Below are 15,162 nucleotides of genomic sequence, written 5' to 3' on the forward strand. Positions count from 1 at the left end.
CACCGGCTTTCAGGACTGCTCCGGAAACTGGAATCTCCACCCTCAGCCTGAGGCACTAGGCCGCCACGCCCCCTAAGGTTAAGGGTGTGATCACGCATTCCATCTACGACTGGTTCCGCCGGCACCGTTTCGCCGTGGATTTTGTCCTCATGGCGGTGCTGTGGCTCACGGCCATGCCTTTTAGCGTGACCGACGGCGGCTACACGGACACCACCTCCAATTACGTGGTGAGGGGCTTATTCGCCACGGCACTCATTGTGCCCCTAGCCTGGCGCCGGACCCGGACAGTCCCTGCCGGAAGTTTAATTGCTGGCGTCGCCATTCTTCAGTGGGCCCTGCATATACCACCGGTGCCTGCCAACATTGCCGTTCCGCTCATTGTGTATGCTCTGGCAGCCTTCGGGCCACGATGGGCAAGTCTGGGTGGACTGGGTCTGGCGCTCATTGGCGCGATCATGTTGGTCACCCGGTACTTCTACAACCTCACCTCCCTCTCGATGGCCGACATCCCCTACGGCATTGTCATGATCATCATGGTCTGGGTGCTGGTGTTGTTCAGTTGGACGGCCGGAGACCTGACGCGCACCAAACGTTTGCGTGAACAAGCCCTTTCCGACCGCGCCCGCCGTCTGGAAATTGAGGCGCAGCATGAGCGTCAACTGGCCGCCAGCGACGAGCGCGCCCATATTGCCCGCGAAATGCATGACATTGTTGCCCATTCACTCTCCGTCATCATCACCCAGGCCGACGGCGCCCGCTACGCCGCCGTGGCCAGTCCAGAAATCGCGCCCGAAACGCTGGCTACGATCGCTGCCACGGGCCGAACCTCACTGCAGGAAATGCGCCGTCTGCTGGGCGTGCTGCGCGGTGACGATGAAGCCTCCACCCGCCCACTGCCCGGACTGACGGACCTTGACGAGCTCCTGCTCGGCATCCGGGCCGCGGGCTTGCCCGTTGACTACAGCGTCACGGGCGAGGCTAGGCGTCAGCTCCCGCCGGGCGCTGAGCTGACCGCCTACCGCGCCGTCCAGGAAGGCCTGACAAACGTCATGAAGCATGCCGGCCCCAAGGTTCAGGCCAGCGTCAACCTCAGTTGGAACGCCCGCGGCCTGACCGTTTCTGTCCAAGACGACGGCCACGGAGCCACCGCAGCCCTTTCGACGGCGGGCATTCTCACCGTGCCCCTGCCGGCCGGACGTGGAAGCTCGAGTGCCACCACTCCTGCCACTCTCGTCTCGACGGAGGCTGATGCCGCGCAGTCCAGCGCAGGCGGCGGAAACGGCCTGCGTGGCATGGCTGAGCGAGTCAAACTTTACGATGGCAGCCTTTCGGCCGGCCCGCTGGCCGGCGGCGGCTTCGGCATCACGGCCTTCATCCCCTACACGGAGAACTAACCCTTATGACATCTTCTTCACCCATCCGCGTCGCCCTCGTGGACGATCAGCAGCTGGTCCGCTCGGGCCTGGGCATGCTGATCAATTCCCAGCCGGATCTCAGCGTTGTCTTGCAGGCCGGCAATGGCATCGAGGCCCTGGCGGGGCTCTCGGCAACCGCCGCTGATGTGATTCTCATGGACGTGCGCATGCCCGGCATGGACGGACTGGAAACCACGCGCAAGCTCATGGAACGGACCAAGGCGGCCCCAGCGGGGTCATGGCTTGCAGAGCTGAAAATTGTTGTCCTGACAACCTTTGATCTGGACGAATACGCGCTGGCCGCCATTCAGGCCGGGGCCAGCGGTTTCCTGCTCAAGGATGCTCCGCCCGAGGAACTGCTGGGCGCCATCCGAACAGTGTTCGCCGGTGACGCCGTGATTGCGCCGTCCACCACCCGACGCCTGCTCGATCATGTGGCGCCCATGCTTTCGGCTCCGAGCCCGGCCAACGACGCCCACACGGCGGCGGTCGCGAGCCTCACGGGGCGTGAACATGAGGTCTTTGTGCTCATTGCCAATGGTCTCTCGAATCCCGAGATCGCCCGGCAATTGTTCGTTTCCGAGGCCACCGTCAAGACACATGTTGGCCACATCCTCGCCAAGCTCAACGCTCGCGATCGTGTGCAGGTAGTGGTGATCGCCTACGAGACGGGCATAGTCACCCCGCGCTAGCACCTCCCCTCCCGCCTCCACCTCACCCAACCCCACCCTCCCAACCCAAACCACTCCACCCCAACGCTCCTTCACTTACGGGGCCTAATTGACGATCGCTCCTTCAGAAGTGGGGCTTAATGTGCGAACGCTCCTGCAGTGACTGCAGGAGCGTTCGCACATTAAGCCCCGTAAGTGAAGGAGCGTCTAGAGGGGAGATTAGCCCTTCACTGCTCCTGCCGTCAGGCCCTGGACAATGAACTTGCTGGCGAAAGCAAAGATCACCAGGGTCGGCACCACGGTTAGCACGGCGGCTGCGGACATGGAGCCCCAGTCGATGTTGAAGCTGGAGATGAATCCTGCGAGCGCCGTGGGGATGGTCTTGTTCTCGTCGCTGTTCATCAACGTCACGGACAGGAACAGTTCGTTCCAGCAGTTGACGAAGTTGAAGATGAAGCTGGCTGCGATACCGGGCATCATGACGGGCACCAGAACGCGGAAGAGTGCGCTGAGGCGTGAACAGCCATCGATCATGGCGGCCTCCTCCAGCGCATCCGGGACGTTTTCGAAGAAGCCACGCAGCATGATGGTGCAGAACGGGATGCAGACGGCGATGTAGACGAGGATCAAGCCGGTTTTGGAATCGACCAGATCGAACTTGGTCATCATCATATACAGCGGACCAAGGGCGATGAATCCGGGGATCATCTGGGTCAGCAGGAAAGCTCCCAACACCCAACCGCGACCGGAGAACTGGAACCGTGCCAGGACATAGGCCGAGAGCAGGGAGATGAGCGTGGCCACGGTGGCCGCGATGGTTGCCACCAGCAGGCTGTTGACCATGTACCGTCCAAAGTCGGACTTCGTGAATAGCCCAACGTAGTTCTCGAAGGAGATTTCCTTGGGCCAGTAGTCCAGCGGCAGCGAATAGATGGTTCCGGGCGCCTTCAGGGATGTGATGACGATCCAATACAACGGGAAGATCGTCACGATCAGGCAGATGCCCAGGAAGATGAATTTGCTGGTCCGGGCCAGCGTAGTTTCTTTGTTGATCATCGGTTGGCCTTTCGTGGACGCACGGCCATCAGGTAGAACGCGGCAAACAACATGAGCGTCAAGACAACAATCAAGCCCAGCGCCGACGCCTGGCCATAGTCACCCTCCTGCGTAATTTTGATCATGTAGGTGGTGATGATGTGAGTCTGGTCGGCCGGTCCGCCGCCTGTCATAGCCCAGATGACGTCCGGGAAGTTGAAGATCCAGATGATGCGCAGCAAGATGGTCAGCCCCAGTGTCACGGAGATGGCAGGCAGCGTGATGTTGAAGAACGTACGGATCTTGCCGGCACCGTCGATCGCGGCTGCCTCATACATCTCATCCGAGACCGATTGCAGGGCCGCAAGGATCATGATGGCGAAGAACGTCACGCCGTACCAAATGTTGGCAACGATGATGGCCGTCATGGCAAAGCCAGGTTCGGCCAGCCACGGGATGGGGCTCTGGATGAGTCCGGCCTTCATGAGCAGATCGTTGACAACACCAAATTCGGCGTTGAACATCCACCGGAACAGCATGCCGATCAGGAACCCGGACACGGCCCAGGGGAAGAAGATGAACGCCTGATAGACGCCGCGGAACCTGAACTTTCGCTTGAGGAACAACGCCAGCGCGAAGCCAATGATTACTTGCGGGACAAGCGAGCCCACCACCCAGACAACGGTGTTGCGGACGATGGTGCCAAATTCGGGGTTTTCGAACAGTGCAACAAAGTTGCCCCATCCCACCCATGAGGTATCTGAAAGGTCATTGAGGTTCCAATTCCGGAACGCCATCTGGCTACCCGAAATCATTGGATAGTAGATGAAGATACCCACGAAAATCGCTGCCGGCGCCATGAAGGCCAGCATGGTCAGGGCAGTCCTAGAATTGAACCGCTTCTTTCGGGGATAAGGGGTCTGCGGTGGTGCGCTGGCGGACTTGCGCCCGCGCACCACTTCCTGCTCAGCGTTGAGTGCCACTGGTGACTAGCCCGCCATCTTTTCTGTCCAGTAGCTATCCCAGCTGGCCAGCAGTTCCTTGGTGGTCATCTTGCCGGTGAGTACGCGCTGCAGTTCGCCGTCGGACTTCTTGATCCATTCGGTCCACCAGGCCACGCCGCGGGGCTGAACGGCGGAGATGTACGTTTCCGGGTTCTCGGTCATGGTGACGTAGGCAGCCCACGGGCCGGTGCTGTAGAACGGGTCCTCAGCTGCCGATTTGAGGATCGGGACTAGGGAGTTGTCCTTGCTGAACTGTGTGGCAGGTTCACCCTGGGACAGGTACTTGATGAGCTTGACCGCTTCAGGCTTAGCCGTGCTGGATTCCGCGATGCCCCAGCCTGCAGTTGCTACGGGCTGGATGGCCTTGCCCGTGGGCCCGACCAGCAATGGTGCGACACTCCACTGATCAGCCGTGATGGACTTGGATTCCTTGACCGTGGCGATGACCTCGGGATCCTGCAGCAGGAACGCGGTTGAGCCGTTGCTGAAGCCTTGGACCATTTCCGGGTAACCCCAGGCAACGGACGACGGCGGCGAGCCCTTCTTGAAGAGCTCCAGGTAATCGTCCATGGCCGTCTGGGCCTCGGGCGCAGAGAAGATGGTCTTGCCATTGGTGAGCTTGAACGCGTTCTCCTTGTCGATCTGATCTGCCGTGTAGGCCTCGATCACCGCGACGGCGTTGGAGTTGGCGTTGGTGCCGCCGCGGAACGCGTAACCGAACTTATTGGCATCTGGCTGATTGAGCTTCTCGGACTGTTCCAGCAGATCCTGCCAGCTGGCGGGCGGCCCGGCGAATCCGGCCTCCTTGACCAGATCCGTGCGGTAGAACAGCGAAAGACCGTAGAAGCCGTACGGGATGTAATAGGTCTTGCCGTCCTGCTTGGAGTAGTTGACGGCGTTCTCCGTCAAGTTCTCCCAGCCGTCCCAATCCTTCAGGTCTGCGCTCATGTCGTACAGCCACTTGTTGGCACCGAAGGAGCCTACCGTGATGTCGCGTGCCTCGACGACGTCGATCCCCTTGCCGGACTGGAGCATCTGCTGGATCTTCTGATCGGCCGAGTCGGTTGGCGGCGAAATCAAATCAACCTTGATGTTGGGATTCTCCTTTTCGAATCCTGCCAGCAGCGTCTTCAACGTTTCGGTGCGGGTGGGGTTGGTGAGGCTCTCCACCATTTTCAGGGTGACCTTGCCATCGGCAGCCGTATCTCCTCCGCCGCAACCAGACAGCGCAAGCACTGCGGCAACGCCCAAGGCGGTGATGGCTGTTAACTTCTTTTTCATGGGAAACCTTTCATAGTGTGAAACAGCTATGTGACGGGGCGCAGCAGCGCCTTAATGGTTTTGGGCCAGCCGGAACAGTTCCGGAACGGCCCGCTCGGCAAAGTCTTCAAAATCCTTGGCGGTGTTGTAAACATGGCTCGACAGGCGCAGGTAGCCGGCCCCGCCAAAGGTGGTGATGGCCGTTTCAATGTCCAAGGTCTCTGAAATCCAGGCTCGGACGGCGTGCGAGCCCTCGTGGGACGTTGCCAAACCGCGGGGAAGACGTACCAGCCGCAATTGGCCAACCTGCATCCCGACGTCGGCCGCGGCATCCTCCCCTGTCACCTCGGCCAGAGCATTCTGGACAATGGCCTGTCCGTAATCTGCCAGGGCGGTGGAGTAGCTACGGACGGCATCCCAGCCATAGCGGGTCTCGATGGTGTCAAAGGAGGTCTTGGCGGCCATCCACGAGGTGATGTCCTGGGTTCCCACATGGTCAAAGCTCTCCGGGAAATCGTGCGGGAAGCCCCAGGAATCGATCAGCGGATGCAGGTATTTGCGCAGCGGGCCACGCGCCACCACGGCCGCCGTGCCACGCGGGGCGCACGCAAACTTGTGCAGATTGCCCACCCAGAATCCCTCAAAGTCAGGCACGGGATCTGCCTCGGCGCCGGGTGCATGCGCTCCGTCCACCAGCACCGGAATGCCCAGTTCCGCAGCGGCCCGGGCAATCTCCAGCACGGGGAAGCTGCGGGCCGTGGCCGAGGTGATCTGGTCAATCACGATCAAGGCTGTGCGCTCGGTGACCTGCGCCATGACCAGTTCGCAGCTCAGAGCCGCGTCTGCGTCAAGAGGTACGACGGCGATGCGCACCTCACCGTTGCATTCGCGCGCCACGCGGCGGGCACCTTCCAAGACGGCACCATAGGCGTGGTCGGTCGTGACGATCTCGGCACCCTCGGCAAAGGGCAGCGAATTGTAGATAACACTGACGCCGGCGCTGGCGTTGGGCACCAGCGCGAGGTCATCGGCGTCCACGTGAAGGAAGGCCGCGACTTCGGCTCGGGTACCGGCAAGGGTCGCGGCCTGTCCCATGAACCAGGTGCAGGGGTTCTCATCCATGCGGGCCTTCAACGCCAGCTGATGAATTTGCGCGGCACGCGGCACGGCACCGTAGGAACCATGGTTGAGATGAATCTTGTCCCCGGTCAGGGACCAATCTGATATTGCCGGCTGGCCCGTGGGGGTCAGCATGGCGGCAGGAGCGGTGATGAGCGTAGAAGCCACGGCATTCTTTCTGTTGGCGGCAGGCGGTGAATGATCAGTAAGCTATCTCACATTTGAAACGAAGACAATAGATGAATCATAAAATTCATCAGATGACTTAGTAAAACCTATGGAAGTTTCCGCGTTGTTACGGGACAATTTCATCAAGACGTCTGAGGACTTTGGAAACACATATGATGAATCCATATAGTGAGGTCTTACTGAGAGGGATCGGTGAAAGCTCAGTACAGTCAGATCGCGGACCGTGAACGAGGAGTGTCAATGAGCGCAGTGGAAACAGCCATGCAGGGCCTGCGTGCCAAGATTGCCTCAGGCGAGCTGGCTCCGGGGCAAAAATGCCCACCGGAAGGCGAACTCGCCACCCAATTGGGGGTCTCCCGAAGCTCGCTACGCGAAGCCATACGGGCCATGTCGGCGCTTGGCGTCATGGAAGCCAGGCACGGTTCAGGAACGTATGTCTCGTCACTGGAACCGGCCGAAATCCTCAAAGGATTCGCGCTTCTCGTTGACCTCTTCCCTTTCGACAGCGTCCTCGAGCTCTTTGAAATCCGGCGCGCGTTGGAATCCCATGCGGCCGCCGGCGCCGCCGCCAGGACCACCCCGGAGCTCATGGCCGAGCTGGACGATCTCGTGGCAAAGATGGAGGCCACCGATAACTCGGGCGACATCTCAGATCTGGATGCCCGCTTTCACGAGGCCATTTGCGAGGCCGGCGGAAATCTCACCCTGACGGGCCTGATGCGCCTCTTCCGTTCCCGTGGCCGGCACTTCAACGTTTTTGACAGCGCCGAAGGCGCCTCGGTGCGCGAAACCAGCAACAAGGGACACCGCGACATCCTTGAAGCCATCCGAAACAGAGACCCCGCATCGGCGGCCACGGCCACCGCCGCACACATTGCCCAAACGGAATTCTGGCTCAAGAAGCTCCGACCGGTTCCGCAGCTGGACAGGTAGGGCCCGGGTACTGTTGCCTCCCCACCCGCTGCGGATAGGGTGAATTTGTGGCCAACACCTTGAGCATTCATGACGCCGTGACCGTCCGCATGCACCACCATGGACTCTGGTCACCCCTAGGTGCGAGCGCTGGCTCCGTGGTGGAGCATTTTGTTGCCATGCAGGCGCAGGAGTATGCCTATGCACTGTGGTCGACGGCGCAACGCCGGGTGCGGCAAAGTGGGGTGCAACATGAGGTTCCCGAAGCAGCCGGTAACACAGCCGCGGATCTGGCGTCCGCCGTCGACCATGGCGAGATCCTGCGCACGCACGTCTTGCGACCCACCTGGCACTTTGTGGCTCCCGCGGATGTCCGTTGGCTGTTGGCCCTGACGGCCCCGCACATCCATCGTGGCAATGACCTGTACTACCGCAAGACCGGCCTGGATGCCGTGACGCTGGCGCGCGTGCATCAGGTCCTTGCCGTCGAGTTGGCAGGTGGCAGGCATCGGACCCGGTTGCAGTTGCAGGCGGCGTTGGCCGCGGCAGGGGTTGTGGCCTCCGGATTGCGGCTGACATACGCCATGATGCATGCCGAATTGGAACAGGTGGTCATCAGCGGCGCCTCGATAGGCAAGCAACGTAGCTACGCCCTGTTTGACGAGCGGGTGCCTGCCGGCCCGGTTCCGGACAGGGCATCTGCGCTAACGCTCCTAGCCGAACGCTTCCTCGCCACCCGAGGCCCTGTCTCCGTCAAGGACTTTGCTGTGTGGAGTGGCCTGCCCATGTCCGATGCACGCAGCGGCGTGGCCTCCGCCGTAGAAGAATTCCCGGGACGCTTCGAACGGGTGACCGTCGACGGGCTGGGGCTTTGGTGGGAGCCTGCCGCGGCTGATCACACTGCGCCGCCCCACCCGCGCGTGGATCTCATCCAGGGCTACGACGAATACGTCATGTCCTATTTTGAGTCCAAGCACCTACTCTTCACCCCCTCCGCCCAGCGCCATGAACCCGCGGCCACGCTCTACCACTCGGTGCTCATTGACGGACTCTTGGCGGCAACTTGGAAGCATGTCATCACGGCCGCGTCGGCAGTGGTGCACGTTGCCACCCTGCGCAAGCTTGACCCCGCGGAAATGTCGGCCGTGGAGGACGCCGTTATTGACTACGGATATTTCCTCGGCAAGCCAACGGTCACCGAGTGGCTGCTTCCCTAGAGGTACAGCCGATAGAAACGGAACACGGAAAAATCCTCAATGGGCAGCTTGGCTACTCGAGAGAAGCCCGCGTCCAAGGCATAGCGCTCAAGGGTTGATTGCCGCATCACCGTGCCTGTTCCCACGGAGCCAGGTGTTGAGAGACTGTCGGGCAGGCAGATGAGCAGGCTATAGGCATACATCAGCCGCTCAAGTTCGTCGCCCGGCGGATCAAACGCATCGGCGACAGCCTCGTCCATCACCACCACAACGCCGTCTGGCCTGACCATGGTCCGAATGGATTCCAAGACCCGGATGGGGAAGGGCATATCGTGCAGGGCCTCGAAGATGAACACGCCATCGGCGCTGGCCGGCGCCTGCCAGCCAGCGGCATCGGCGTGCTGAAAACTGACCTGAGCGGACATGCCCAGCTCGCTGGCATGCTCCCGTGCGCGCAGGATCGAGGGCTCATCAATGTCAATACCGACGACGACGGCCCCCGGGTAGGCCTTGGCAAGCGCCAGGGTTGACCAGCCATACCCGGCACCCAGATCGAGAATTCGGGCACCCGGCCTAGCCAAAGTGGCATGGACGTCGCCGACGCCGGCAAGGGCCGTTGCCAGCCGCGTTTCATACCATGCCTTGTTGGCCCGCGCCTGCGAGTCCCGGGCCTCATCTCCCACCACTGACCAGGGCACTCCCCCGCCGGATTTGTACGCCTGCACCAGCTCCGGAAAGTTCGCGAGCCCTGCCATGAGCATCCGCACCATGGGCGCAAGATTGTCGAGGGATTCCTCGTCAACGAGTGCCGCTTCAGCACCTGGCGGAAGACTGAAACGAAAGCTGCCGCTCTGACCTGCCGGGGCGTCGTCCTCCGTTTGCCGCGATGCCGTGAGGAGCCCCGCCACAGCCTGTTGCTCCAACCATTCCCTTGCATACCGCGGATTCGATCCAGTTCGCCCGGCCAATCCGTCCGCGGTGAGCCCGGCACTGCCCGCATCGGCCAGGGCCCGATACCAGCCCAACTTGTCCCCCAGCGCAATGCTGACCAGCTCCGCAAATCCGGTTGCCGCAGCAACTACCCTGTCTGAAAATAGCGGCCCACCACCAAGTGGCCCATGCTCGGGAGTCTCCATTTCCTCATTGTCCTCCGGCGCACCCGCGAACGGAATGCCCGAGTTTCATCCTGCCCAACCAGCCCCGGCGGGACGGGACTCCACCCTGGGTAGGAGGGTTCGACGTCGGGCATTCACGGGATATCCGCCCACGCTCCGATCCGCTCCGGAGCCGCGAAAAATAGGCTGGAACCATGACCATCACAACAGAGCACAAGCAACGCACCCTGGCGGTTCAGGCCCGCGGACTGCGTAAGACGTACGGCAAGGGCGAGACCGAGGTGGCAGCACTCAAGGGCGTGGACCTGGACTTCCCCGCCGGCCAATTCACCGCGATCATGGGCCCCTCCGGCTCCGGCAAATCAACGCTCATGCACTGCCTAGCGGGCCTGGATTCGGTCACCTCGGGCACCATCCACCTCGGCGATACCGAGCTGACCAGCCTCAATGACAAGGCGTTGACCCAGCTGCGTCGCGACCGGATCGGTTTCGTGTTCCAGGCCTTCAACCTCGTCCCGACCCTGACGGCGGAAGCCAACATCACCTTGCCCGTGGCCCTCGCCGGCGGCACCGTGGACAAGGAATGGTTCACGTTTGTCACCGCCACACTGGGCCTCACCGACCGGCTCAAGCACAAGCCGCACGAGCTCTCCGGCGGCCAGCAGCAGCGCGTGGCCGTGGCTCGCGCCCTACTCACCCGGCCCGACGTCATCTTCGGCGATGAGCCCACAGGCAACCTTGATTCACGCTCCGGCGCAGAGGTTTTGGGCATGCTGCGCCGCTCCTCACGGGAGATGGGCCAGAGCATCATCATGGTCACCCACGATCCCGTGGCCGCCTCCTACGCCGACCGCGTGGTTCTCATGAACGACGGCGAACTCGTGGGCCAGCTGGACAACCCCACCGCCGATTCGGTGCTGGCCGCGCTGGCATCCTTGGGGGCCTAGCCATGTTGCAGGTAGCCCTGAGTCAGCTCAAGACTCATTCCAGACGCTTCATCGCCATCACCCTCGCGGTGTTGCTCGCCGTCGCCTTCCTGTCCGCGACGCTCATGGTCAATGCCTCCACGGCGGCCTCGCTGAAGGCCAGCATCGGCCAGGCCTACTCCAAGGGCGATCTCGTAGCCTCCTCCACCTACGAGTCCCCCTTGACGACGGCGGACGCCACCTCCGTGGCCAACTCACCTGTTGTTGCCGAGTCTTATGCGCAACGCACCCCATTTGTTCAGGCCACGGTCGATAACGCCACCGTCAGCGCCACGTTCCGCAATCTGCCTGACTTCCCGTCGCTGGAAGCCGTGAAGCTGAACTCCGGAGCATGGCCCAGCAACGACCAGGAAGTCACGGTCGATGCCACCACGGCAGAACGCCGCAAGTTGAGTGTTGGCAGCAAGGCCACCTTGACCGGCCAGCCGATCGTCTCCGAATCCGGTTCAACCCCCGGGACCGAGCGAACCGTGACGATCTCAGGGATCACCGCCACGTCCGCTGATCCCATCACCTCGGGCCTGGCGCAATTCGTGGGCACGGCAGCGGCCGTCGACGCCTTCAGCTCCCCCGAGAATGGGATCAACACCATCTCGGTCACCCTCAAGGACGGGGTTTCCATCGCCGACGCGAAGGCTGCCTTGGCCACCGCAGTCGACCAGCCCGTTGACGAGATCCTGACCGCCGATGAGAAGACCACCCAAATGGTTTCGAGCTTCACGGGCGGTCAAGATCAGCTGACCATCGTGTTGCTCGCCTTTGCCGGCGTGGCTCTCCTCGTTGCCGCCCTGGTGGTCTCCAACACCTTCTCCGTGCTGGTGGCCCAACGAACCCGGGAACTGGCGCTGCTGCGTTGCATTGGTGCCAGCCGCTCCCAGATCCGCAGCTCCGTGATTGTCGAGGCCTTGATTGTCGGCTTCCTCGCCTCTGTTCTCGGGGTCCTGGCTGCGACGGGAACCATGGCACTGATATTGACCCTACTGAGCCAAAATCCAGATTTTGCGTTCGCTACGTTGGCGGTGCCGCCGTCGGCCATTATTGCCGGGCTGATTGTCGGTACCCTGCTGACCGTGCTTGCCTCGCTGGTACCGGCACGCGCCGCCACGGCCGTTGCGCCACTGGCCGCGCTGCGACCGGCAGATGACGCCTCGGTCCACAATGCCGGCGGCCGCCTGCGCCTGATCATTGGTGTGGCGCTGCTTCTGGCCGGCGGAGCGGGACTCGTGTATGGCGGCATTTCCGCGAATCTGTTGATCGCACTGCCTGCCGGTGCGGCCTCCTTCGTTGGCTTCCTCATGGCAGCGACATTGTTTGTACCCAAGCTGGTATCGCTGGCCGGAACCATTGCCCGTCCGGCGGGTGTGCCGGGAAAAATGGCGGCCGCGAATGCCGTGCGCAATCCGCGCCGCACCACCGCGACGGCGTCGGCCCTGCTCATTGGCGTCACGCTCGTGACCATGATGATGACCGGCGCTGCCACTGCGCGGAACGCTTTCGATTCCGAACTTGATGGCACCTACCCCGTGGATATGACGGCCCAGACTCCCTCGGGTGAGGCGAGCATTTCAGAGGCTCAGCTCGCTGCGGCCCGGGCCCTGCCTGGCGTCGAGCACATTGCGCGACTGGAACTTGTGGGCCAGGTGAGCGCTGGCGAGAACATGCTCCAGGCATATGGAATTTCCGATGCCGATGCCGCCGTCGTGCTGAAGAACCCTGCCAACCGTCCTAGCCGCACCTCTGCCGTGGTGCCCAAGGGTATCGAAGCCACCGAGGCATCCTTGGCCTCCGGAACGCACACCACCAACCTGACGGCATCGCCTGCCACGAACTACGGCATGACGGCGTTGGTCTCCTCGGATGCCTTCCCCGCCTTGGCAGCCGATGATCCCCTGCGGCAGGGATCCTCCGCCCCGCTATGGATCTCCGTGGATCCCGCGCTGAAGGCTGATCAACTCATGGACTTGCGGACTCAGCTGTCCACGACGCTCGGCATCAGCGAAGACTCCATCTCCGGCGCAGTGCTCGAGAAGGTCACGTTCAACCAGGTCATCGACATGCTGCTGCTAGTTGTGACCGGGCTGCTGGCCGTGGCCGTCTTCATCGCGCTGATCGGCGTGGCCAACACGCTCTCACTCTCGGTCTTGGAACGTACTCGCGAGAACTCGCTGCTGCGGGCACTTGGCCTGACGCGCGGACAGCTGCGCGGCATGCTGGCCCTTGAAGCCGTGCTGATCGCCGGGGTCGCGGCCATCATCGGCTCCGTTCTTGGCGTGGCCTATGGCTGGGCTGGTGCGCAATCGGCACTGGGCAGCTTCGCCGACATCACCGCCGTGATTCCGTGGGGACAGATCCTCGCCGTGGTGGGCGTTGCCGCAGTGGCCGGTCTGCTGGCCTCGGTGGTTCCGGCACACCGCGCCGCGAAGCTCTCACCTGTGGAGGGGTTGGCAATGGACTAATTCAACAAGAAAAAGTGACCCGCAATAGTGGTCGTAAAACAGCGAAAATTCGCCACTTTACAACCACTACTGCGGGTCACTTCATTAAGTCTGGAAATTACGCTTCGACGGGCGCGGGCTCCTCATAGCGCGGGAAGATCGGCGCCGGGGCAGGCAGCACGGTACCGGCAACGAGAGGCGTGCCAATCGCAGCGAACTCACGCAAGGCCGAATCGGCGGCTGTGTCCTGGCCCAGAACGGTCAGCAGCTTCGCAGCAGCATCGGGAACCACCGGCTGGATCAGGATCGAGACAATACGCAGCACCTCAAGGGTCACGTACAGCACGGTTTCCATGCGGGGAACGTCAGTCTTGCGCAGAACCCAGGGCGCCTGATCGGCGAAGTAGGCGTTCGTGTCGCCTAGGACATGCCAGATCTTCTCCAGCGAACCGTGGAAGTCCTGAACTTCGTACGCGTTGCGGGAGATCTCCAGCAACTCATGCGCAGCGGCCATGATCGTTTCGTCGGCCTCGGTGAAGGCGCCGGGCGTCGGAACAACACCCTCGCAGTTCTTCGCCACCATGGACAGTGAACGCTGAGCCAGGTTGCCAAGGTTGTTGGCCAAGTCGGAGTTCATCCGGCCTACAACAGCGTCATGGTTGTAGGAACCATCGGCGCCGAAGGGGACCTCGCGCAGCAGGAAGAAGCGGACCTGGTCCAGGCCGTACTGGGCAACCCAGTCGGCAGGAGCCACAACGTTGCCCAAAGACTTGGACATCTTCACGCCGTTGTTGTGCAGGAAGCCGTGGATCATGACGCGCTTGGGCAATTCCAGCCCGGCGGACATGAGGAAAGCAGGCCAGTAGACGGCGTGGAAGCGGGAAATGTCCTTGCCGATGATGTGGACATCGGCAGGCCAGAACTTTTGGAACTCCTCCGAGGAAACATCCGGGTAGCCAATGCCTGTGAGGTAGTTGGTCAGGGCGTCGACCCACACGTACATGACGTGCTTGTCGTTGCCGGGAACAGGAACTCCCCAGTCAAAGGTGGTGCGGCTGACGGAAAGGTCTTCCAGGCCGCCCTTGACGAAGCTGATGACCTCATTGAAGCGGGTGCGCGGGGCACCGAATTCCGGCTGCTCTTCATAGAGTGCCAGCAATTTTTCCTGGTAGTTCGACAGGCGGAAGAAGTAGCTCTCCTCTTCGGTCCAGGTCAGTTCGGTGTCGGTGACCTTGGAGTAGCGCTTGCCGTCCTCGCGCAGTTCGGTCTCATCTTCGCCGTAGTAGGCCTCGTCACGGATGGAGTACCAGCCCTCGTACTTGCCGAGGTAGATGTCTCCGGCGTCTTCCATCTTCTTCCAGATGGCCTGCGAGGCGGCGTAGTGATCGGCGTCCGTGGTACGAATGAACCGGTCATAGCTGATGCCAAGGGCGGCGTGCGCTTCCTTGTAAATTTCGGCATTGCGGTCCACGAGTTCCTTGGGCGTGATGCCTTCCTTCTCGGCCGCCTGCGCAATCTTCATACCGTGCTCATCGGTGCCAGTCAGGAACTTCACGTCATATCCGTCAAGGCGCTTGAAGCGTGCCATGGCGTCGGTGGCGATGTATTCGTAGGCATGCCCGATGTGCGGAACACCGTTCGGGTAAGTGATGGCGGTGGTGAGGTAGTAAGGCGTCTTGGCCGATTCAGTAGATGTCACCCTACGAATTTACCGTGTCCCTAGGTGAAACACCGATTCGTGTATTAAAAGAACGACGGCGGCACCCGGGTGAGCAATAAAACTCACCAAGGCGCCGCCGTCGTCCACACCCGCTCCAACTACTCG

General features: G+C 61.8%; 12 protein-coding genes. 6 read left to right on the top strand and 6 right to left on the bottom strand.

Annotated features, from left to right (window positions below; genetic code table 11):
- Positions 1-86 precede the first annotated feature (86 nt).
- Together ACP7B9_RS07745 and ACP7B9_RS07750 are read left to right on the top strand one after the other, a co-directional pair.
- A complete protein-coding gene (locus ACP7B9_RS07745; protein ID WP_425862248.1) occupies positions 87-1,394 on the top strand; it encodes a sensor histidine kinase in 1,308 nt (435 codons plus the stop codon).
- A 5-nt stretch (positions 1,395-1,399) separates the two neighbouring features.
- Complete coding sequence (locus tag ACP7B9_RS07750; RefSeq protein WP_425862250.1) at positions 1,400-2,107, top strand: response regulator; 708 nt, start codon at positions 1,400-1,402, stop codon at positions 2,105-2,107.
- A 198-nt stretch (positions 2,108-2,305) separates the two neighbouring features.
- Here the strand turns inward: ACP7B9_RS07750 and ACP7B9_RS07755 are convergent, their stop codons facing one another.
- Genes ACP7B9_RS07755 through ACP7B9_RS07770 form a run of 4 tightly spaced genes read right to left on the bottom strand, consistent with a single transcriptional unit; the run spans position 2,306 to position 6,672 of the window.
- A complete protein-coding gene (locus tag ACP7B9_RS07755) occupies positions 2,306-3,142 on the bottom strand; it encodes a carbohydrate ABC transporter permease (RefSeq protein WP_425862252.1) in 837 nt (278 codons plus the stop codon).
- Entirely contained in the window at positions 3,139-4,104 is a 966-nt protein-coding gene (locus tag ACP7B9_RS07760) for a carbohydrate ABC transporter permease (RefSeq protein ID WP_425862254.1), read from the bottom strand. The genes ACP7B9_RS07755 and ACP7B9_RS07760 overlap by 4 nt, the downstream gene beginning before the upstream one ends.
- Positions 4,105-4,110: 6 nt before the next feature.
- On the bottom strand, positions 4,111-5,406 hold the full coding sequence (locus tag ACP7B9_RS07765) for an ABC transporter substrate-binding protein (RefSeq protein ID WP_425862255.1): 1,296 nt from the start codon (positions 5,404-5,406) through the stop codon (positions 4,111-4,113).
- A 51-nt stretch (positions 5,407-5,457) separates the two neighbouring features.
- Complete coding sequence (locus tag ACP7B9_RS07770; RefSeq protein ID WP_425862256.1) at positions 5,458-6,672, bottom strand: aminotransferase class V-fold PLP-dependent enzyme; 1,215 nt, start codon at positions 6,670-6,672, stop codon at positions 5,458-5,460.
- Between the two features lie 261 nt (positions 6,673-6,933).
- Here ACP7B9_RS07770 and ACP7B9_RS07775 point away from each other — a divergent pair, with 261 nt between their 5' ends.
- Both ACP7B9_RS07775 and ACP7B9_RS07780 read left to right on the top strand, forming a co-directional pair.
- Positions 6,934-7,626, top strand: coding sequence for a FadR/GntR family transcriptional regulator (locus ACP7B9_RS07775; protein WP_425862258.1), 693 nt, complete (start codon positions 6,934-6,936; stop codon positions 7,624-7,626).
- A gap of 47 nt (positions 7,627-7,673) precedes the next feature.
- Entirely contained in the window at positions 7,674-8,822 is a 1,149-nt protein-coding gene (locus tag ACP7B9_RS07780) for a winged helix DNA-binding domain-containing protein (RefSeq protein ID WP_425862260.1), read from the top strand.
- On the opposite strand, the gene ACP7B9_RS07785 is transcribed toward ACP7B9_RS07780, so the two are convergent.
- Positions 8,819-9,937, bottom strand: a complete 1,119-nt coding sequence (locus tag ACP7B9_RS07785; RefSeq protein ID WP_425862262.1) for a class I SAM-dependent methyltransferase — start codon at positions 9,935-9,937, stop codon at positions 8,819-8,821. The genes ACP7B9_RS07780 and ACP7B9_RS07785 overlap by 4 nt on opposite strands.
- 173 nt (positions 9,938-10,110) lie before the next feature.
- Between ACP7B9_RS07785 and ACP7B9_RS07790 the strand changes: the two genes are divergently transcribed.
- The gene (locus ACP7B9_RS07790) at positions 10,111-10,863 is read left to right on the top strand and encodes an ABC transporter ATP-binding protein (RefSeq protein ID WP_425862264.1); all 753 of its coding nucleotides are present in this window, start codon (positions 10,111-10,113) and stop codon (positions 10,861-10,863) included.
- A gap of 2 nt (positions 10,864-10,865) precedes the next feature.
- A complete protein-coding gene (locus ACP7B9_RS07795) occupies positions 10,866-13,358 on the top strand; it encodes an ABC transporter permease (RefSeq protein WP_425862266.1) in 2,493 nt (830 codons plus the stop codon).
- A 97-nt stretch (positions 13,359-13,455) separates the two neighbouring features.
- Here ACP7B9_RS07795 and metG read toward each other — a convergent pair whose 3' ends face one another.
- On the bottom strand, positions 13,456-15,036 hold the full coding sequence (gene metG, locus ACP7B9_RS07800) for a methionine--tRNA ligase (protein ID WP_425862268.1): 1,581 nt from the start codon (positions 15,034-15,036) through the stop codon (positions 13,456-13,458).
- Between the last annotated feature and the right edge of the window lie 126 nt (positions 15,037-15,162).

Origin of the sequence: Arthrobacter sp. TWP1-1 (assembly GCF_049897845.1) — a bacterium.
Taxonomy (GTDB): domain Bacteria; phylum Actinomycetota; class Actinomycetes; order Actinomycetales; family Micrococcaceae; genus Specibacter.